16 protein-coding genes and 1 pseudogene are annotated in these 19,502 nt (G+C 43.0%); 9 read left to right on the top strand and 8 right to left on the bottom strand.

Going from position 1 to position 19,502, the window contains the following annotated elements; translation table 11 throughout:
• Positions 1 to 25: 25 nt before the first annotated feature.
• The 4 genes from FJU10_RS05915 to FJU10_RS05930 all read right to left on the bottom strand — a co-directional run bounded on the left by FJU10_RS05915 (position 26) and on the right by FJU10_RS05930 (position 4,421).
• Positions 26 to 832 (bottom strand): ABC transporter ATP-binding protein, encoded by an 807-nt coding sequence (locus tag FJU10_RS05915; RefSeq protein WP_140965389.1) that lies wholly within the window; start codon positions 830 to 832, stop codon positions 26 to 28.
• On the bottom strand, positions 832 to 1,752 hold the full coding sequence (locus FJU10_RS05920) for an ABC transporter permease (RefSeq protein ID WP_140965390.1): 921 nt from the start codon (positions 1,750 to 1,752) through the stop codon (positions 832 to 834). Before FJU10_RS05920 ends, FJU10_RS05915 begins: the two co-directional genes overlap by 1 nt.
• 29 nt (positions 1,753 to 1,781) lie before the next feature.
• Complete coding sequence (locus FJU10_RS05925) at positions 1,782 to 2,759, bottom strand: ABC transporter substrate-binding protein (protein ID WP_081118802.1); 978 nt, start codon at positions 2,757 to 2,759, stop codon at positions 1,782 to 1,784.
• A gap of 501 nt (positions 2,760 to 3,260) precedes the next feature.
• Positions 3,261 to 4,421 (bottom strand): hydroxymethylglutaryl-CoA synthase, encoded by a 1,161-nt coding sequence (locus tag FJU10_RS05930; protein WP_096742407.1) that lies wholly within the window; start codon positions 4,419 to 4,421, stop codon positions 3,261 to 3,263.
• A 192-nt stretch (positions 4,422 to 4,613) separates the two neighbouring features.
• Between FJU10_RS05930 and FJU10_RS19005 the strand changes: the two are divergent.
• Positions 4,614 to 7,089 (top strand): annotated as a pseudogene (locus tag FJU10_RS19005) (hydroxymethylglutaryl-CoA reductase, degradative).
• 37 nt (positions 7,090 to 7,126) lie between these two features.
• Here FJU10_RS19005 and FJU10_RS05945 read toward each other — a convergent pair.
• From FJU10_RS05945 to FJU10_RS05955, 3 genes are all read right to left on the bottom strand, one after another.
• Positions 7,127 to 7,837 carry a hypothetical protein gene (locus FJU10_RS05945; protein WP_140965393.1) on the bottom strand — a complete coding sequence of 237 codons (711 nt, stop codon included), beginning with the start codon at positions 7,835 to 7,837 and terminating at the stop codon, positions 7,127 to 7,129.
• Between the two features lie 113 nt (positions 7,838 to 7,950).
• Positions 7,951 to 8,232, bottom strand: coding sequence for a hypothetical protein (locus FJU10_RS05950; protein WP_140965394.1), 282 nt, complete (start codon positions 8,230 to 8,232; stop codon positions 7,951 to 7,953).
• A gap of 25 nt (positions 8,233 to 8,257) precedes the next feature.
• A complete protein-coding gene (locus FJU10_RS05955) occupies positions 8,258 to 9,103 on the bottom strand; it encodes an aldo/keto reductase (protein WP_005229282.1) in 846 nt (281 codons plus the stop codon).
• Positions 9,104 to 9,266: 163 nt separating this feature from the next.
• On the opposite strand from FJU10_RS05955, the gene FJU10_RS05960 reads away from it, so the two are divergent.
• Entirely contained in the window at positions 9,267 to 10,271 is a 1,005-nt protein-coding gene (locus FJU10_RS05960) for a nucleoid-associated protein (RefSeq protein WP_140965395.1), read from the top strand.
• 126 nt (positions 10,272 to 10,397) lie between these two features.
• Here the strand turns inward: FJU10_RS05960 and FJU10_RS05965 are convergent, their stop codons facing one another.
• Positions 10,398 to 10,757 carry a YxeA family protein gene (locus FJU10_RS05965; protein WP_140965396.1) on the bottom strand — a complete coding sequence of 120 codons (360 nt, stop codon included), beginning with the start codon at positions 10,755 to 10,757 and terminating at the stop codon, positions 10,398 to 10,400.
• A gap of 246 nt (positions 10,758 to 11,003) precedes the next feature.
• Here FJU10_RS05965 and tuf point away from each other — a divergent pair, with 246 nt between their 5' ends.
• The 7 genes from tuf (at position 11,004) to FJU10_RS06000 (ending at position 19,494) form a co-directional block, all read left to right on the top strand.
• Entirely contained in the window at positions 11,004 to 12,191 is a 1,188-nt protein-coding gene (gene tuf / locus FJU10_RS05970) for an elongation factor Tu (protein WP_005237121.1), read from the top strand.
• 215 nt (positions 12,192 to 12,406) lie between these two features.
• Positions 12,407 to 13,036: a lysozyme family protein gene (locus FJU10_RS05975; protein WP_077452682.1), complete on the top strand. Its 630-nt coding sequence runs from the start codon at positions 12,407 to 12,409 to the stop codon at positions 13,034 to 13,036.
• Positions 13,037 to 13,194: 158 nt separating this feature from the next.
• Positions 13,195 to 15,030 (top strand): DNA primase, encoded by a 1,836-nt coding sequence (dnaG, locus tag FJU10_RS05980; RefSeq protein ID WP_140965397.1) that lies wholly within the window; start codon positions 13,195 to 13,197, stop codon positions 15,028 to 15,030.
• Between the two features lie 23 nt (positions 15,031 to 15,053).
• Complete coding sequence (gene rpoD, locus FJU10_RS05985; RefSeq protein ID WP_005229298.1) at positions 15,054 to 16,160, top strand: RNA polymerase sigma factor RpoD; 1,107 nt, start codon at positions 15,054 to 15,056, stop codon at positions 16,158 to 16,160.
• A 310-nt stretch (positions 16,161 to 16,470) separates the two neighbouring features.
• The gene (locus FJU10_RS05990) at positions 16,471 to 18,357 is read left to right on the top strand and encodes a cell division site-positioning protein MapZ family protein (protein ID WP_140965398.1); all 1,887 of its coding nucleotides are present in this window, start codon (positions 16,471 to 16,473) and stop codon (positions 18,355 to 18,357) included.
• Between the two features lie 119 nt (positions 18,358 to 18,476).
• Positions 18,477 to 19,184: an AzlC family ABC transporter permease gene (locus FJU10_RS05995; protein WP_081118793.1), complete on the top strand. Its 708-nt coding sequence runs from the start codon at positions 18,477 to 18,479 to the stop codon at positions 19,182 to 19,184.
• Positions 19,177 to 19,494: an AzlD domain-containing protein gene (locus FJU10_RS06000; protein WP_081118792.1), complete on the top strand. Its 318-nt coding sequence runs from the start codon at positions 19,177 to 19,179 to the stop codon at positions 19,492 to 19,494. The genes FJU10_RS05995 and FJU10_RS06000 overlap by 8 nt, the downstream gene beginning before the upstream one ends.
• Positions 19,495 to 19,502 lie beyond the last annotated feature (8 nt).

Raw genomic sequence — 19,502 nt, forward strand, 5'->3', positions numbered from 1 at the left:
TCCTTTCTACGTGTCTTTTTGCTTGTTAAGAGCGTAGGAGCAGTTGGTCATCTTTTAATTCAGCACCGCTATTTTGATGGAACATTTCCATCAATTCAGGGACTGTTAAATGTTGCTTTTGCTCACCGGCAATGTCCACGACGATCTTGCCTTGATGAAGCATGATCAGGCGATTGCCATAGCGAATGGCATCTTCCATATCATGAGTAACCATGAAGGCCGTCAACTGTTGTGAACGAATCAATTGATCGGTCAATGCCATGACAGTCAACGAGGTTTTTGGATCTAGGGCAGCGGTATGTTCATCTAATAAAATCAATTTGGGTTGTTGCAATGTAGCCATCAAGAGGGTAATCGCTTGACGCTGTCCGCCTGATAACAAACCGATCTCGGCAGAAAGTCGATTTTCTAAGCCTAAGTTTAGGCTGGCTAATTTCTCTTGGAAAAACGCGCGGTTTTTCGCTTTGACGCCTGTTGCAAACCCTCGGACTTGGCCACGTTTGTAAGCCAGTGCTAAGTTTTCTTCAACAGTCAAACGAACGGCTGTCCCCATACGTGGATCTTGAAAGACTCGGCTAATATCCTTTGAACGTTTCGTAACGGATAAACGGGTGATGTCTTTCCCATCTAAGGTAATTTTTCCTTGTTCTGTTGGGATCGTTCCTGCAATACTGTTTAAGAGGGTCGATTTTCCGGCACCATTGCCACCGATGATCGTAATAAAATCACCGGCATTCATCATCAGGTCAATGCCTCGCAAGACATGGTTCTCATTGATCGTTCCTTTTTCAAAGGTTTGGTGTAGATTTTCGATTGTTAAGACTGAAGTCATTAGGATTGGCCTCCTTTGGTTTTTGGCAGCATCTTTTTAAGTCCTAGTTTTGAACGAAGCTGCGGTAACGAGAGGCAGATGACTAAGACGATTGCGGATGCCAGTTTGATATCATTGGCTTCGACATTGAACTCGAAAACGACGGCCAGGATAAAGCGATAAACGATCGCTCCGATCACGATGGTGATCAACCGTAACAGCAAAGATTTATTGGCAAATAAAACTTCTGCAATAATGATCGATGCCAAGCCGATGACGATCGTACCGATTCCGGAGTTTAGGTCAGCAAAACCGTTGTTTTGGGCTAAAAGAGCACCTGAGAGGGCAATACAGCCGTTAGAGATCATGTAACCGATGATCTTCATGTTATCGGTGTTGATACCGTTGGCTTCACTCATAGCTAAATTGTCGCCCGTCGCTCGCAATGCTAAGCCAATCTCTGTACGGAAAAAGAGGAACAAGCACAAAATGACGACAGCTGCGAAGAGAAAGCCCGCAAGAATCACGGCATTGTTTTTGGTTAGACCCATTGCTTGAAATTGGGTGAAGACCGTGTCTTGTCCTAATAGGGCAATGTTGGGAGCACCCATTACACGATTCGTGATGGAATAAAGCCCAGTCATCGTGATGATCCCGGCCAACAAGGCTGGGATCTTTAGTTTTGTATGCAGTAGTCCGGATACCAAGCCAGCTAACATGCCGCCGCCAAAGCCCATCAAGCTGGATAATATGGGGGAGACGCCATTCGTAATACTGATTGCTGCGATCCCTGCACCCAAGGGAAAACTTCCTTCTGCAGTTAAATCAGCAATATCCAGAATACGGAAGGTCAAAAATACCCCGATCGCCAGCAATGCCCAAAGGATCCCTTGAGAGGTGGCAGATTGTAGTAAGAGCAAGAATGTGTCGACTAAATTCATATGTTTTCCTCAAATCTAAATTAGTATGGTTATTCTGGAGCAGTGATGCTGGCAGGATCAATTCCTAAAGCAGCAGCCATTTCTTCATTGACGACTAACTCTAAATTTTCTGCTGTTTCAACAGGCGTGGTTGCTGGTTGTGCATCACCATCCAAAATTTTCGCTGCTAGTTTCCCTGTTTGAATACCAAGGGATTTATAGTCAATACCATAAGTTGCTAGGGCGCCATCGTCTACTTGTTCCACGGAACCTGCGACGATCGGTGTTTTGGTCTCTTTGGCCACTTCACCAACGATTGCTGAAGCAGAGGCAAAAGTATTGTCTGTTGGGACATAAATGCCATCGACGTCTTTTGCCAGGCTAGTGGTCACTTGCTGCACGTCATTGGTTGTATTGGCTGTCAATACTTTAACATCAACCCCAGCAGCTCTTAAGGCTTCTTCTGCCAAGTCTGCTTGGATTTTTGAATTAGCTTCTCCTGCGTTATACATGATGCCAATCGTTTTGGCGTCAGGGACGATACTTAACAGCAAATTGATCTGCTGCTCGATAGGCACCATGTCTGAAGTACCTGTGATGTTGCGACCGGGTTCTTCATTTGAATCTGCTAATTTTGCTCCAACTAAGTCAGTAACTGCAGTAACCACGATTGGGATATCCGTAGTTTCATTTGCCAATGAAACAGCAGCAGGGGTAGCGATGCCTAATAGAAGATCAGGATCGGCATTCACTAAGCGTTCACTCATACTTTTTAAATTATCTTGGCTATTTTGGGCATTTTGGTATTCGATCGTCAGGTTTTCACCTTCTGTGTAGCCCGCTTCTGCTAAGCCTTCTTTGAACCCTTCATAGGCGGCATTCAAGGAGCCGTGTTCCACGAGTTGTAAAACACCGACTGTTTTTGTTCCATCGTTTTCCTCCGAAGCATTGTTTGATTCGCCACAAGCTGCTAATGCCAGCAAGGAAGCCGTAAGTAACCCAGTTGTGATCCATTTTTTCATTTTCATTGTAATTCCTCCTATAAACGTTTCTTTTTTTTATTGGGGTTTACCTGAACAAAAAAATCCATTCAGACAATCGTCTAAATGGATTCGATCCTATACTAAGCGTGAACGTATATTGGCAACCATTTAGAAGATTTTCTACATGGCTGCAAGTTCAAGTTAAAATGCTTTAGCCATCATAGATACAAACAAAACTTGTTTTGGGGTTTGCATCCATAATGTGATATGAATACAAACTATCTAAAGTAGCTAAAGTAAAAGATATTCAGTTGTGGGGATACGGTCGTTTTTTAACATAAATGTTCCTCCAAACTTGAATTGATTTTAGTATAGACAAAAAAAAACAGACTGTCAAATGTTTTTCCTGAATTATCTGAAAATATTTGAATAACAATCTGAAAAAAGACTGAAAATGCAGATTTGTTTCAATTTTATTGAACAAAAGAAAAAACTTTGTTCTATCAAGCTTTTTTTGCTTGAAAATAAACAAAGTTTTTCTTAGGATCACTCGTTTTCTTCTTTATAATAACGAATGGTATTTTTGATTTCACGAATGCTGTAGAGTAGATCATCCTCAAAGGATTGATCTTGATCAATATCGATGGTCTCATTGAACATCGCTTCGTATTCAGCGATCGTTAGTTTTTGCCGGTCATTGAGTAACGCTTGGTGGGCCGCTTGTGCTAACTGTTTTTCATAGCCAGGTACCAATATGCCGCTGAAAAATTCAGCAACCGCTCCTGAGCCGTAGCTAAATAATCCGATTCGATCATTGGCTTGCAAGCTGGAGGAATTTTCCAATAAAGAGATCAAGCCTAGGTACAATGAACCCGTATACAAGTTGCCGGTACGACGGCTGTAAACGATCGATTCTTCATAGCGAGCCATCAGGCGTTCTTGTTGCGTTTCTTCTTCTTCAGCAAAAACAGCCAACAAGGCTTTTTTACCCATTTTTGTATAAGGAATATGGAAGCTCAATGCAGCGTAATCTTTTGCTGTGCGTTGATTTTTTTCGCAATGGGCTTGCCAAACTTGTTTGAAGGAATCGATATAAACGGCATTTGACAAGTGGCCATCTACCATTGGATATTGATGGCCAACGGGACGCCAAAAATCATAAATGTCTTGTGTCAACATCAAGTTATCGTTATCAAGCTGCAAAATCGCTGGATCTGCAGAGATCAACATGGCAACTGCACCTACGCCTTGAGTTGGCTCTCCACCGGAGGCTAAGCCATAACGGGCGATATCTGAAGCCACCACCAACACTTTGCTTTTTGGATTGGCTTGTACGTGGGCTTTAGCAAACTGCAAGCCTGCTGTTGCGCCATAACACGCTTCTTTGATTTCAAAGGAGCGGGCAAATGGTTGGATACCTAATAGGCGATGCAAAACCACTGCCGAAGCTTTTGATTCATCGATGCCGGATTCTGTGCCGACGATCACCATATCAATTGCTTGTAAATCTTCTTTTGTGAGGATATCTTTTGCCGCATGCATGGCAAAGGTGACGATATCTTGTGTTTTTTTATTGACCGCCATTTGATCTTGACCGATCCCGATCGTAAATTTATTTGGGTCGACCTCTCGGGCGTGAGCTAGATCAACCATATCTATAAAATAGGGGGGGACATAAAAATTTATTTTATCAATACCAACGTTCATTCCGTCGCTCCTTTATGTTCTACGTACTTAGTAGGCTACACGTTCTAAGGTATCATATTTTTTGAAAAAAATGAAAAAGAATTGATTAGAATTTAAACTTTATTAAAGAAAGTAGAAAAGGGCGCAGCAAGCTGATGTGGGGTATTCTTTTTTGGAGGATTTAATGATATATTTCAAGAGGAGGTGACGTACGTGGAAGAAGTTGTCATTATCGACGCACTAAGAACGCCAATTGGCAAATACCATGGGTCATTAAAAGAATATTCAGCAGTAGAATTAGGAACAGTTGCTGCAAAAGCCTTGTTGGCAAGAAACCAACAAGCAAAAGAACATATCGCACAAGTGATTATCGGAAATGTCCTACAAGCAGGCAGTGGTCAAAATCCAAGCCGTCAAGTTTCCCTGCAAAGTGGACTTTCTTCAGATATCCCAGCCTCAACGATCAACGAAGTTTGCGGTTCGGGAATGAAAGCGATTCTAATGGGCATGGAGCAAATTCAGTTAAACAAGGCATCCGTCGTTTTGACTGGTGGGATTGAAAGTATGACGAATGCGCCGCTTTTCAGTTATTATAACAAGGCAGAAGATCAGTATTCAGCCCCAATATCAACAATGATGCATGATGGCTTAACGGATGCTTTTAGCAGCAAACCGATGGGCTTAACGGCTGAAACTGTTGCAGAAAGATACGGCATCACGCGACAAGAACAAGATGAATTTGCCTACCACTCCCAAATGAAAGCTGCCAAGGCACAAGCAGAAAAGAAATTTGAGCAAGAGATCGTACCTTTGACTGAAAAGTCAGGGACCGTTTTACAGGATGAAGGCATTCGCGCCGCTACGACGGTCGAAAAATTAGCTGAACTTAAAACGGTTTTCAAAAAGGACGGTACGGTGACTGCTGGGAATGCCTCAACCATCAATGATGGGGCTGCCATGGTCTTGATCGCCTCAAAAAGCTACTGTGAGGAGCATCAGGTTCCTTATCTGGCAGTGATCAAAGAGATCGTTGAAGTTGGCTTTGCTCCAGAGATCATGGGAATCTCACCAATCAAAGCAATCGATACTTTGCTGAAAAAGCAAGCACTGTCGATTGAAGAGATCGGTATTTTTGAAATCAATGAAGCCTTTGCAGCTTCCTCAATTGTAGTAGAACGTGAACTTGGTTTGGATCCCAAGAAAGTCAACCGTTACGGCGGGGGCATTTCTCTTGGCCATGCGATTGGCGCGACTGGCGCTCGGATCGCAACGACGGTCGCTTATCAGCTAAAAGACACCCAAGAGCGCTATGGGATCGCCTCTTTATGTGTCGGTGGTGGGTTAGGGCTAGCGATGCTGTTAGAAAACCCTTTGGTCACATCAAGTCAAACTGATTTTCATGAGGAGTCAGCATCAGAAAAAACAGAAAAAAAAAAAGTTCTACGCCCTTACGCCTAACGAACGGCTAGCCTTTCTCGAAGCACAAGGGGCGATCGCGGCAACCGAATCCTTGGTTTTTCAAGAAATGGCATTAGACAAGGAAACCGCCAATCACTTGATCGAAAACCAGATCAGTGAAGTGGAAATCCCCTTAGGCGTGGGGGTGAATCTGCAGGTGAATGGCAAGTTATACAATGTCCCGTTAGCCACAGAAGAACCCTCTGTGGTTGCAGCGATGAGCAACGGTGCCAAAATGGCTGGTCCCATTACAACAACTAGCCAAGAACGTTTGCTTCGAGGACAGATCGTCTTTATGGGTGTTCAAGACCCAGATGCCCTTTTGGCAAAAGTCAATACAGAGCAAGCAACGATTTTTGCAGTGGCGAACGAGGCATATCCCTCGATCGTAAAACGCGGCGGAGGACTGCGACGAGTGATTGGTCGGAACTTCTCCCCAGCAGAATCTGAATTAGCAACAACCTATGTCTCAATCGATTTGTTGGTTGATGTCAAAGATGCCATGGGCGCCAACATCATCAATTCGATTTTAGAAGGAGTAGCCGACCTCTTTCGGAAGTGGTTCCCAGAAGAAGAAATTCTCTTTAGTATTTTAAGCAATCTTGCTACGGAATCGTTAGTGACAGCCACTTGCTCCGTACCTTTTGATAAACTAAGCAAGACCGGAAATGGCAGACAAGTCGCAACAAAAATCGTTCATGCAGCTGATTTCGCTAAGATTGATCCGTATCGAGCGACTACCCATAACAAAGGGATCATGAATGGTGTCGAAGCACTGATTTTGGCTACCGGCAATGATACCCGCGCACTTTCCGCTGCTTGTCATGGGTATGCCGCACGTAACGGTCGGGTGCAAGGCTTAACTTCTTGGAAAATCGCTGAAGACCGACTGATCGGCAGTATTACACTGCCGTTGGCGATCGCCACGGTCGGGGGGGCGACGAAAGTATTGCCGAAAGCCCAAGCGGCGTTGGCACTGACTGGTGTTGAAACGGCGAGTGAGTTAGCTTCGCTGGCGGCAAGTGTCGGGTTGGTTCAGAATCTGGCAGCTTTGCGGGCATTGGTTTCAGAAGGGATTCAGCAAGGCCATATGAGCATGCAAGCCCGTTCATTAGCTATTTCAGTTGGGGCAAAAGGAAACGAGATCGAGCAGCTGGCAGCTAAGCTGCGAGCGGCGAGTCAAATGAATCAGGAGCAAGCCCGTAAATTTTTAACAGAAATACGCAACTAAAAAAGGTTCTCTAGGGAATTCCTAGAGAACCTTTTGTTTATCGTTTAGAAATCGCCGTGTGGGCATACGCCTCGATCAATGGAATGACTTCTAATTTTACTTTGTATTTGCGTTCTAGCGCGGTTTCGATAGTAAAAGTATCACTTTCTGTTTCAGAAATTGTTGCTAGAACACGATCTTCTTTCGGGGAAGCTTCGATTACGATCGTTTCTCCTGAAGATTGTTTTGCAGAAAATTTAGGGAATGCTGCGATTTTTTCGGCAAATGCTGAAAAAGTCATGGATTCGTCAGAATCATCAGCCGTTGATTCCGCTGATTTTTCTACTTCTTTAGTTGGTGCAGCCGTTTCGGTTGGTGTTGATTCTTCCTTCACTTCTGCTGTTTCTGTGACAGGAGCGGAAGCAGGCGTCGCACTTACTTGTGTATTGGTCGGCAACCAGTAGGCGGCGATTTCATCGACTAAGTTATCGCTGAAACGATCAAGTAAGCCAGCTTCTAAGCGTTGGATTCGTTTCACGACGATTTTGAAGTTCTCATCTAAAGGAACAGCGATTTTTTGTTCTTTTGGTGTTTCCTTCAACAATTCAATCAATAATTCCTCGTGATTTTTAGGATTGATATAAACAGTTGTCGGAAGGTCGAACTTATCTGCTGTTTTGCGCTCGATCGCTGTAAACAACTGTTGTCGAGCTGTTTCATAAGACGGGCGGAATTGTTGTTTCAATTTTGCTAATTGTTTCTTTTTCATAATCTTCTCCTCTCGATCACTATCGATTATAAGGAAAATTTGCAGAAAAGAACAGTGATTCTCATGAAAAATACAAAAAAAATTATATACTTCCTGAAAAAACGCCAGCGCTGCTAAAGAAGCGGCGCTGGCGTTTCTACTAGATCATTGATTTGATGGTACTTAGGCATCAGGATCAAAAGCTCCTTGTCTCCAGTGGCGACTAAGTAGTTTTCCCAAAGAAAAAAGCATATCTCTCCAGTGAGTTTCTCAGCTAGCATCTGCTGATAGTCGCTGGTTGACCATTGACGTGCCGGAAAATGTTGGACTTTGTCTGGCCATACAAGAAAAACAAAATCAGCATGTAAGGCTTTTTGAACAGCAGGGGAGAGGTGAATCAAATCAGTTGTCTTCATAGGCTTCTCCTTATAGAGAGTAAAATTAAAACCCTGTCGTATCTGGATTGGTCGCTTTCCCAACGACGCCATCTAATTGATCGATCGTTTTCATGTCTTCTTCAGATAGCTCAAAATCAAAGACATGGATGTTTTCTTCGATCCGACTTGGTGTGACTGATTTTGGTAATGGCAAGAAACCATGTTGTAAAGACCAGCGTAATGCAACTTGAGCGATTGATTTTTGATGCTTTTCAGCTAATGCTTTCATTTCTGGTACATCAAATATCTTCCCGGTACCTAATGGGCTATATGCTTCAAGCAATACATCGTGTTCTTGGCAATAGGTCACGACTTCTTCTTGTAACTCGCCAGGTGCAAGGAAAATCTGATTGACCATTGGGAAGATGGTCGCTGTTTTTTTCAATTCTTCAAAATGATGTGGTAAGAAGTTGCTGACGCCGATCGCTTTGATTTTGCCTGCTTGATACAATTCTTCAAAAGCGCGCCATGTTTCTGCATTCGCTGTTTGCCAGTTGTCACGAAAGGCTACTGGGTTTGGCCAATGGATTAAGAAAAGATCGATATAGTCTGTTTGTAGTTTTTCTAAGGACTCTTCAAAAGAAGACATCACAAGATCATAGGAATGGTTTGCATTCCACAATTTTGTAGTCAAGAAAAGCTCTTCGCGGGGAATGCCGCTTTCTTTGATCGCTTGACCAACACTGGCTTCATTTTTATAGCCTTGTGCTGTATCAATATGGCGGTAACCTACTTCCAGTGCTTTTTTGACTGATGCTACGGCAACGTCGCCGTCTGGTGTTTGCCATGTGCCAAAGCCTAGCTCAGGGATGGTCACATTGTTTGATAACGTATAGCTGTTCATGTTCATTCCTCCGTTTTCTGTGATACCTTTAGTTTAGCAGACGAGGCAGGAATTTCCAATGATTGCACCTTTTAAAAAGAAAGCGATTGTTGAAGGAAAATGCCGATTCGCTCTTGTCAGTTCGCCTATTTATTTTGTACACTAGACAAATGGATAAGGAGCGTAACCAATGGATATTTATTTGAAACATGCGATTTTACACATTGTGGACCGTCAAACAGGCGATCCGGTTTTTTCACAAGTTGAACTTGATTTAACAACGGAATACATTCGTGATTATTTGAAGAAAAAAATACAGAAACTTGCAACACCGCAAACCAAAACAGGGCGTTTACTCGAAACATCAACGATCGCTCAACTGGTCAAACAAGCACCTGATGATTTTGTCGCAGCCAGTGAAGCGATCGTCCAACGGTGGTATGAAGCCTACAAGGAAAGTGAAGATGCACCAAGTGCGGATGCCTTTGTCGTCTTGTATGAATTTGATACAAGAATGCAGTTGGCATTTTTGAAGGTCAACTATCAAGACGGCTATACGCATTTTATTGATAATGGGGAAGCTGGGATCGAAAACAATTTGATTTTGCATCGTGCTTTACTAGCAGGTAAAACCCAAAAGGCCGATGAAGGGATCACAATTGATGTGGAGAGCTTAGACTTTGAACTGATTGAAAAGAAATATAGCTTTTCAGGGGAAAAATATGCTTACTTTTCAACGAAAGTCATTGATGCCGAACCGATTCCTTCGTTAGAAGAAAACGTCAAAGTCATCAAAAAAGTGGCGGAAAAAATTGGGCAGAAGTTTGAAACACCTACCTATAACGTTGTTGCCGATTTAAAAGAAGCGGTCTACGACACGATCGAAGAATCTGGTCATATCGATGTCAGCGAAGTAGCGCAAAAAGTCTTTAAAGACAATATTACCGCTCAGCTTTCTTTTCAAGAAGAAGTGGCTGAAAAAGGATTCGTCAATCAGGCGCCAATGATGCGGGATGTCCGTGAGATTTCGGAGAAAAAATTTGGGAAACAAAAACTGAAATTATCTAACGGGATCGAATTGATCGTTCCTTTGGATGTCTACCGAGATCCAAATTTGATTGAATTTATCAATAACCCAGACGGAACGATTTCTGTAACGATCAAAAATGTAGAAGAAGTAATTAATCGGATGTAGGAGAAGAGGCTTCTGTGGGGATGATACGGAGCTAACAACATAGAACAACAAAAAAAAGCAGAGATTCCTCTTTAAGAAATGAGGAGTCTCTGCTTTTTTCTGGATATCTTTGATCAATATCAGCAATTATTGATCGGTCAGTTTCTCAAGGGCGGCTTTAGGAACGTCTTCTTCAGAAACTTCTTCCCAGCTCAGAACACCTTTATTAGGATTGACCAATAATTTTAAATAGGCACCTTCTCTTAAAGGAGCGGAACGGTGCTCATTCATTTTGACCCTTTTGACTTCTCCAGAGGAACTGTAAGCGTCTTGTGTGTAACGGTAGACATCTTCGGCAACCCCGTTATCACTAATTTCTGTATCGTGCTCGCCGGCATCCGTGATGACTGTATAGTACTCATTTCCACCATAGTAATAATGATAAGTAGCAAAACAGCCCCCAAGGAAAATTGCTGTAAAAACCAGCGCTGCCATGATTTTCTTCACATCTCTCACCTCATCTTCTATTATTCATAAAAATTGTCCTACGTCCAATAGATCGCTAAAAAGCAAAGAAATTCTTAGGGATTGGGAGCTGAGTCCTCTGACTTGACTTTGACTAATTTTGACCTATAATAAGAGTAGATTTAAACTTACAAAAAATAAGTTGAGGCTTATGAATTTGGAAGCGTAAATCGCAAAAATATGATTCGAGTCAAACAGCGACTCAACTTTCTCTAGGAGGGAAACAATATGGCAAAACAACATTATGATCGTAGCAAACCCCATGTCAACATCGGAACAATTGGACACGTTGACCATGGGAAAACAACCTTGACTGCTGCTATTACCACAGTTCTTGGGAAAAAAGGGCTTGCCAATCCGCAAGATTACGCAAGTATCGACGCGGCTCCTGAGGAACGCGAACGTGGTATCACTATCAATACTGCCCATGTAGAATATGAAACAGAAAAACGGCACTATGCCCATATCGATGCACCAGGACATGCGGACTATGTGAAAAATATGATTACAGGGGCTGCCCAAATGGACGGCGCAATCTTGGTCGTATCAGCGACAGATGGCCCAATGCCACAAACACGGGAACATATTTTGCTTTCTCGTCAAGTAGGTGTGAAACATTTGATCGTCTTTTTGAATAAAACGGACCTTGTCGATGATGATGAGTTGATCGATTTAGTTGAAATGGAAGTCAGAGAATTGCTGACTGAATATGATTTTCCAGGTGATGACATTCCTGTAATCAAAGGCTCTGCTTTAAAAGCCTTGGAAGGTGATCCAGAAGCAGAAGCAGCGATCTTAACGCTGATGGATACGGTAGATGAATATATCCCAACACCTGAACGAGATACTGACAAACCATTATTGTTGCCAATCGAAGATGTCTTTTCAATTACTGGACGGGGAACCGTTGCTTCTGGTCGGATCGATCGCGGAACAGTAAAAGTCGGTGATGAAGTAGAAATCGTCGGAATCAAACCTGAAACACAAAAAGCAGTCGTAACAGGAGTAGAAATGTTCCGTAAAACGATGGACTTTGGCGAAGCTGGTGATAATGTAGGGGTATTATTACGGGGAATCACCCGTGATGAAATTGAACGGGGACAAGTGTTAGCAAAACCAGGTTCCATCACACCACATACGAAATTCCAAGCAGAAGTCTATGTGTTGACAAAGGAAGAAGGCGGTCGCCATACCCCATTCTTTAATAACTATCGCCCACAATTTTACTTCCGTACAACGGACGTAACTGGGAATATCGTTTTACCAGAAGGAACGGAAATGGTTATGCCTGGTGACAACGTAACGATCGATGTGGAATTGATCCATCCAATCGCTGTGGAAAATGGAACGACCTTCTCCATTCGTGAAGGTGGACGAACAGTTGGTTCTGGTATCGTGACCACGATCGAAAAATAAAAATCAGTGAAACAGTGCTTCCTTTATCTGAAGGAGCACTGTTTCCTTTTTCATGTCAAACCATCAACAATCCCTCCATCAGCTTAGGATTGCTTGTTTTTTTCTAAATAATCTTGTGATTTTATTAAGGATTTTTTAGGAGAGAAAAAATTCTAGTCAGCCTGTTCATTTCATAGTACGATAGATTCTGACTTAGAAAAGATGGGATGTATTTGATGAGAAAAATTCGACGTTTCCTAGGATTTGTACTGAAGCTTGCGCTCTTGCTGCTGCTGATCGGAGCAGGGGTTTGGGGCTATCGGAATTACACGGCATTGAAAGCTGTCTATGCGTATGAAGAGGAAATCGCACAGCAGACACAAGCCCACGACATCTCTGAATATCAGTCTTTAGCAATGAGTATCATGCTGACGGAGTCAAAAGGACAAGGCAATGACCCGATGCAAAGTTCTGAAAGTGTATATGGAAAACAAAATCAATTTGATACGCCAGAACAAAGCATCGAACAAGGGGTTTCTTATTTAGCCGAGTTGATCGAAAAAGCAGAGCAAATGAATTGTGATCTTTGGACCGCGGTCCAGGCTTATAATTTTGGGACAGATTATATTGATTATGTCGCTGAACGGGGTGGCGTGAACACCTTAGAATTAGCTGAAACATACTCCAGAGAGGTTTTATCCCCGTTGTTAGGCAATGATACAGAACAAACCTATCGTTATTGGGGCATCCAATCGGTCTTTTATAATGGCGGTCATTTGTATCACAATGGCGGCAATATGTTCTATGCGGATCTAATAAAAATGAACCGGTGGAAAATCGACGTTACGGCGCGGTTTTTTTCTTGATCGTCAAGAAACAACGCAAGCAAAAAAAGCTTGAAATACAAATAGAATATGGTAAAATCATTATGAGTGATTCTGTCTAATTATTCTTCGCACTGATACCTATTAGTGCGTTTTTTTACCTAGTAAACGATGAATACTTACCAAATGGAGGTGAGTGGATGGCACGAATTCCTCAAACGATCATTGACGATATTCGCGAACGCAGCAATATTGTTGATATCGTGGGACAGTATGTCCAGTTAAAGAAATCCGGAAAGAATTATTTTGGTTTGTGTCCCTTTCATAATGAAAAATCACCTTCTTTTTCCGTTGCAGAAGACAAACAAATTTTTCATTGTTTTGGTTGTGGTCGTGGGGGAAATGTTTACGGTTTTTTACAAGAGCTTGAAGGCATCAGTTTTCCTGAAGCAGTCGTCAAAGTAGCAGAAATGAACGATATTCCTCTTGATCCGCAATATCAACAGTCAGAAGGTATCAATGAGGCGACCTCACAAACGAGTCAACTGATTGCGCTGCATGAAAAAGCCGCCGAGGTCTATCATCACATGTTGGTGAATACGGCTGCTGGACAAGAAGCGCTTGATTATTTGTTGGATCGCGGATTGACGATGGCATTGATTGAAGAATTCAATATTGGTTTTGCGCCGAACGAACGCTCGTTTTTGGAGAAAGTCTTTTTGAATGAACAAGCCAAAGCTGAATTTTTTCCTGATACAGGGCTCTTTGTTCAACGAAACGATGGTTCATTGGCGGATCGCTTTTACCAACGAATCATGTTTCCGATTCGTAATCCTCAAGGAAAAACGATTGGTTTTTCTGGTCGTTGGCTGGCAAGCGAAAAAGTTGGTGATCAAGACCAGCCGAAATATTTAAATAGTCCTGAAACGATCCTTTTCAACAAGCGCGAGGTTCTCTTCAACTTTGACAAAGCACGCCGTGCGATGCGCAAAGATGGCCAAGTGTATTTATTTGAAGGATTTATGGACGTGATCGCCGCTTGGCAGGCAGGAATCGAAAATGGGATCGCCTCAATGGGAACCAGCTTAACCAATCAGCAGATCGCCCATATCGAACGAGTGGCACAAGAAGTGATTCTTTGTTACGATGGAGATAGTGCAGGGGTTGAAGCAACGAACCGCGGGATCGATCTTTTGCAAAACAATAGCCGTTTGAAACTATCGGTGGTTCGAGTACCGGAACGGATGGACCCAGATGAGTATTTGCGCAAATATGGGACAGAAGCTTTTTATAAATTAGCTGTCCACGGCAAAGAAACGGTTTTTGCATTCAAAATGGATTATCATCGGACGAATCGCAATTTAGCCAATGAGAAAGAACAATTGGACTATGTCCAAGTTGTGTTAAATGAATTGCAGCGTGTGGATTCTTTGTTGGAGCAAGACCGTTATTTGACCCAGCTGTCTACAGAGTTCAATTTGAGTCGTGAAACCCTGCAGCAGCAACTCAAGCAAAATCGGCAAGAACAGCGGCCGATGCAAGATATAGCGCCACCACCGCCAGCAGATAATCCTGTGGTCTTTACGCCGCCAACGCGGCAGCAGCCCAAAACACAGGTAGAAAAAGCACAAGAATTATTATTGTACCGTTTGTTTCATGACAGTACATTAAATCATCGCTTTCGAGCGAGTGGCATATCCTTTATCCACGATCGTTATCAACAGCTGTATCTGCTGTTTGATGCGTATATGGAAACAGAAGAACACTTTGTTTTAGCAAAGTTCTTAGATTTTTTAAAAGAAGATTCAATGAAAAAAATGGTGATCGATATTGCAGATCTTAAAGCTTCTGAGGAAGGGACTGAACAAGAATTTCAGGACATTCTGCAGGTCTTTCAAAAGTCGGGCATTGCTGAAGAAATCAATCAAAAACGAATCCAGCAGCAAGAAGCAAGACAAAAAGGAAACCAGCAATTAGAACTTGAACTAGCGATCGAAATCATTGATTTGACCAAACGGTTGAAACAAGCTAAATAGCGAACTGAAAGGGGCTTTCTTTCATGGCAGAAGAAACAAAAAAAACGTATGACAAAGCAGTTGCCGAATACATCCGAGAAAACAAAACAAAGGGGCAAGTTGTTTACGATGACATTACGAATCGTTTAGCAACGCCGTATACTTTGGATGCTGATGCAATGGACAAACTAATTCAAAAACTGGAGGATTCAGGCATCAGTGTCGTGGATGAAAATGGAGAGCCTTCAGTCCATAGTTTAAAGAGTAATGAAAAACGACAAGAAACCCAACCTCAAGAAGATCTGTCTGCACCGACTGGTGTGAAAATCAATGATCCCGTTCGGATGTACTTGAAAGAAATCGGTCGGGTGCCACTATTGACCGCAGAAGAAGAAGTGGCTCTCGCACTGAAAATCGAAGAAGGCGACCAAGAAGCAAAACAGCGTTTGGCAGAAGCCAACCTACGTTTGGTCGTTAGTATTGCCAAACGTTATGTAGGTCGAGGAATGCAATTCCTTGATTTGATCCAAGAAGGAAACATGGGTTTGATGAAAGCCGTTGAGAAATTCGACTACCGCAAAGGGTTCAAATTCTCGACGTATGCGACCTGGTGGATCCGTCAAGCAATCACCCGTGCCATCGCTGACCAAGCCCGCACCATTCGGATCCCAGTGCATATGGTAGAAACCATCAACAAATTGATTCGTATCCAACGGCAATTATTGCAAGACTTAGGACGCGAACCGACACCTGAAGAAATCGGTGCAGAAATGGATCTGCCGACGGAAAAAGTTCGTGAAATCTTGAAGATCGCTCAAGAACCTGTTTCATTAGAAACACCGATCGGTGAAGAAGATGATTCTCATCTAGGTGATTTTATTGAAGACCAAGATGCCACAAGTCCAGCAGAGCATGCGGCTTATGAGCTTTTGAAAGAACAATTAGAAGATGTACTGGATACGTTGACTGACCGTGAAGAAAACGTGCTACGCTTGCGTTTCGGAATCGATGATGGTCGTACTCGGACATTAGAAGAAGTCGGCAAAGTCTTTGGGGTAACGAGAGAACGGATTCGTCAGATCGAAGCAAAAGCGTTACGGAAACTACGCCATCCATCTCGTTCAAAACAATTGAAAGATTTCTTAGAATAATCAAGGTTTTATCGACTTTCCAAAGGTCCTCTTTGGAAAGTCTTTTTTGTTCTGTTTCTGTCATCTCTTCACAGGATCAGTAAAGAACTTAATAAAAACGTAACCAAGCAAGTGTTGGCTAATTGCTTAGAATGTGATAAATTTAATTTTGTGCATCTGCATAATTGAGTAATTAAAAAGAAATGCGAAAAAGACCTATTATTTGTCGGTCTTTGAAATAGGGAGCAGTGGGCGCATCAAGCGTTTGATCTGGTAGGTTACTGCTCCATAAAAAGGAATTGCAAAAAACAAAAGGAGTCAGTTTGAATCAATGAAGAAGACATGTCCTGAATGTGGATTTCAAGCAATAGAAGAAACATCCGTTTGTCCCAATTGCGGGTTTCAATGGAAGGAAGCAAAGGAGAACCAACAGGAACCAGCATCTGACTCTTCCGTTACGCCAGAAGAGCTACAAAATAAAAACGATGATATTCGCTGGTCTGACTTTAAAAATGTTCCGATCGGAAAAATGGAGGAGCATTTAGGTGATCGGCCGTCCTCGAATGAAGAAACGATCGACCTTGCGCAGCAGGAGGCCCTTCCCGATGAGCAAAAAGTAGCACTTGAATCAGAGTCCAAAAAAGAACCAGAAACGGCGGAAAACTCTGGGTCTAAAGAAGACCAAACAACATCAGCCAGCGAAGAAGTAAATGAGACCGATGCATTAAATACGGATGATCAGCATGACTCTGAGATTTTGGCTGCTTATATCCGGCAGCACAAACTTGATGAAGAAGCCAAGGCAGCTGCAGCTTTGGAAGCAGAAGAAACCGCTGTTGATCTATCCTCTGCTGAAGCAGAAAGTCAGGTGCAAGCCAGCGAGGAATCTCTGCCGGCAAGTGAAGAGGAAGCAGTGATGGAGCCAGTTATTGAAGAAGCTGGGAAGCAGCCAGAGCCAGTCATCGATCCAATTCCTGAACCAATCACCATAGCGGAGGAAACACCGCAAAAGGCGACTGCTGAAGAAAAAACACCTGTTTCTACCGAAAACAAGAAGAGCCCTCGTAAAGCACTCTACATTACAGCGGCTTGTCTATTAGTGGCAGCAGGTGGTGGTTGGGCGTATTACTATCAACAACAGCAACAAGAAACTGCCCGACAAACGCAACTGGCACAAGAGAACCGCACGTTAGATCAGATCGAAAATGAGCTGAATGATTTTTATACAGATGATGAGCGTGTGTTCATTAAAAGCGACAAAACAGCAGAACAGTTGGCGGCTGTGACGAATCAGTTGGCAGATTTTCAAGACCACGAACGATACGATGCCTTGTCACAAGAAGCAGAGACGATCGCTGACAAAGTAGCGGCTTTAACAGAGATCAACAGCTATTTCAGCAGTCCTGCCGTTGTGGGGGATCAGTTGGAAGAAGTCCCCTTGAAAGAAGCTGCTGCTGTCACAATGGCGAAGCGTGAGAACGGGGATGCCTTTGATGAGTTGATCAATCAAGCCATCGACATGGGACAAAAAGAGTTCAGCGCGATCGAGGAAGTTCAAAATGCAGTGAAGAGCATGGTGGCTTTAAGTGGTGATGGGGAAGCTCCGGCAAGTGTCACCCGCGAGAACTACAATGCTTTAATGAAAAAAGTCCAAGCATTGTCAATCGATTCATTGGTGGAAAGTCTTACGACTGAACTTCGTAAAGTCGATACTGCCTTGACGAAGCGTGAAACAGCTACCCAACAAGCAGCGGCGCAACAACAAGCCGAACAAGCAGCACAAGCAGCGGCTTCTGAGAACAATTCTTCAGCTTCGAGCGGTGGTTCTTCAAGCGCTGCGGCACCAGCGCAAAGTACTTCTGAAGAAGAGTATGTCCTTTCGCCAAATACGCCAACAAATACTAACAATCAACCAATCATTCCAGCTCGTCAAAGTGATTTGGATGATGTGAACAATAGTGCTTGGGTGTGGGCGGATGGCGTCCAAGAAAAAATCATCGCCACAGCGATTGCCCGTGGTTATGTGGTGGAAGGCGGCTATACTTTTGAACGTGTGCGAATCGTCAATGGTGAAGGCTATTACAATTTTTATGCGACAAATGCCCAAGGTAGCTTGCTCAAAGGAACGGACGATTCAGCCTTCCCGCTATACTTATTTACGGTAAACGCCAAAACCGGCTATTTCAGAGGCAATGGGAACGATCACACCGTTCGCTAAATCCCCTGAGTCACTAGCAAACTTTCAGAGTAATTACATGCACATGTGAAAAACTCTTGTTTCCCCTCCCTGTTTTCGATATGATGAAAGATAATCGTTCAAACAAGGAGGGGTTTTTTGTGCAGAAAATGGAAAGATATGATCGGTTTGAAGATGGAGTCATTGCTTGTGTACCAACGATTCTTGGGTATCTGGGCATTGGTTTTGCGATGGGGGTTGTGGGAAAAGGCGTTGGGTTGTCTATTTTAGAAATTATTTTAATGTCTATTATTGTCTATGCTGGCAGTGCCCAATTTATCATTTGCGCGTTACTAGCGATTCAAGCACCCTTCATGACGATCGTCGCAACAGTTTTTTTAGTGAATTTACGACACTTTTTGATGAGCTTGTCAGTAGCTTCCTATTTTAAAAAGACACCTTTGCTTTCTGCTATTGGGATTGGGACGCTTTTGACCGATGAATCTTATGGTGTTTTGACGACAGCACTGCAACAAGACAAACCAATCACAGCGAAATGGACCCATGGGTTGAACGTGATGGCTTATTTGAGTTGGATCTTCGCAACCTTCTTAGGCGGATTATTAGGCTCGTTTATTCCAGATCCGGAAGCGTTAGGCTTAGATTTTGCCTTGGTAGCCATGTTTGTTGGTCTTTTTTTATTTCAAGTAGAGCGACCGCTTAAGAAGAAAACCCAGCAAACCCTCTTAGTACTAGGGGCAGTTGTGGGGACATTGATTTTATTTATGCGTTTTTCGACAGCTGAGATTGCGGTAATTGCGGCGACCTTGGCAGGTTGTTTGGTTGGGACGGTGACACATCATGACTAATTTTGTTATACTAATGCTAGCATGTGGGTTGGTTACATGGATTCCGCGGATCGTTCCTTTTTTATTTTCTAAAAAGCTGGTCTTTCCGAAGTCCTTCACCATCTTTTTGAGTTATTTACCTTTGTGTATTTTGGCGGCATTGTTGGTGCAAAATTTGTTGATCTTTCGTGAAGGGCAATTTCCCCTCTTGAAAGTCAAAGAAGCTGTTGCCTGTATCCCAGCATTGTTGGTGGGGTATTATACCAAAGATTTGATGAAGATCGTTATTACAGGCGTTATTGCTATGGCACTGCTGCGTTTCTTTGTATAGCAACTGGC

Source organism: Enterococcus sp. OL5 (genome assembly GCF_006491895.1).
In the GTDB taxonomy this organism is placed as follows: Bacteria; Bacillota; Bacilli; order Lactobacillales; family Enterococcaceae; genus Enterococcus_D; species Enterococcus_D innesii.

Excerpts from the sequence above, each read along its gene's own strand:
- FJU10_RS05915 (WP_140965389.1), bottom strand. The coding sequence starts at position 832 with ATGACTTCAGTCTTAACAATCGAAAATCTACACCAAACCTTTGAAAAA.
- FJU10_RS05960 (WP_140965395.1), top strand. The coding sequence starts at position 9,267 with ATGGATATTTATTTGAAACATGCGATTTTACACATTGTGGACCGTCAA.
- FJU10_RS05920 (WP_140965390.1), bottom strand. The coding sequence starts at position 1,752 with ATGAATTTAGTCGACACATTCTTGCTCTTACTACAATCTGCCACCTCT.
- FJU10_RS05930 (WP_096742407.1), bottom strand. The coding sequence starts at position 4,421 with ATGAACGTTGGTATTGATAAAATAAATTTTTATGTCCCCCCCTATTTT.
- FJU10_RS05925 (WP_081118802.1), bottom strand. The coding sequence starts at position 2,759 with ATGAAAATGAAAAAATGGATCACAACTGGGTTACTTACGGCTTCCTTG.
- FJU10_RS06000 (WP_081118792.1), top strand. The coding sequence starts at position 19,177 with ATGACTAATTTTGTTATACTAATGCTAGCATGTGGGTTGGTTACATGG.
- FJU10_RS05950 (WP_140965394.1), bottom strand. The coding sequence starts at position 8,232 with ATGAAGACAACTGATTTGATTCACCTCTCCCCTGCTGTTCAAAAAGCC.
- rpoD (WP_005229298.1), top strand. The coding sequence starts at position 15,054 with ATGGCAGAAGAAACAAAAAAAACGTATGACAAAGCAGTTGCCGAATAC.
- FJU10_RS05975 (WP_077452682.1), top strand. The coding sequence starts at position 12,407 with ATGAGAAAAATTCGACGTTTCCTAGGATTTGTACTGAAGCTTGCGCTC.
- FJU10_RS05955 (WP_005229282.1), bottom strand. The coding sequence starts at position 9,103 with ATGAACATGAACAGCTATACGTTATCAAACAATGTGACCATCCCTGAG.
- tuf (WP_005237121.1), top strand. The coding sequence starts at position 11,004 with ATGGCAAAACAACATTATGATCGTAGCAAACCCCATGTCAACATCGGA.
- FJU10_RS05945 (WP_140965393.1), bottom strand. The coding sequence starts at position 7,837 with ATGAAAAAGAAACAATTAGCAAAATTGAAACAACAATTCCGCCCGTCT.
- FJU10_RS05990 (WP_140965398.1), top strand. The coding sequence starts at position 16,471 with ATGAAGAAGACATGTCCTGAATGTGGATTTCAAGCAATAGAAGAAACA.
- dnaG (WP_140965397.1), top strand. The coding sequence starts at position 13,195 with ATGGCACGAATTCCTCAAACGATCATTGACGATATTCGCGAACGCAGC.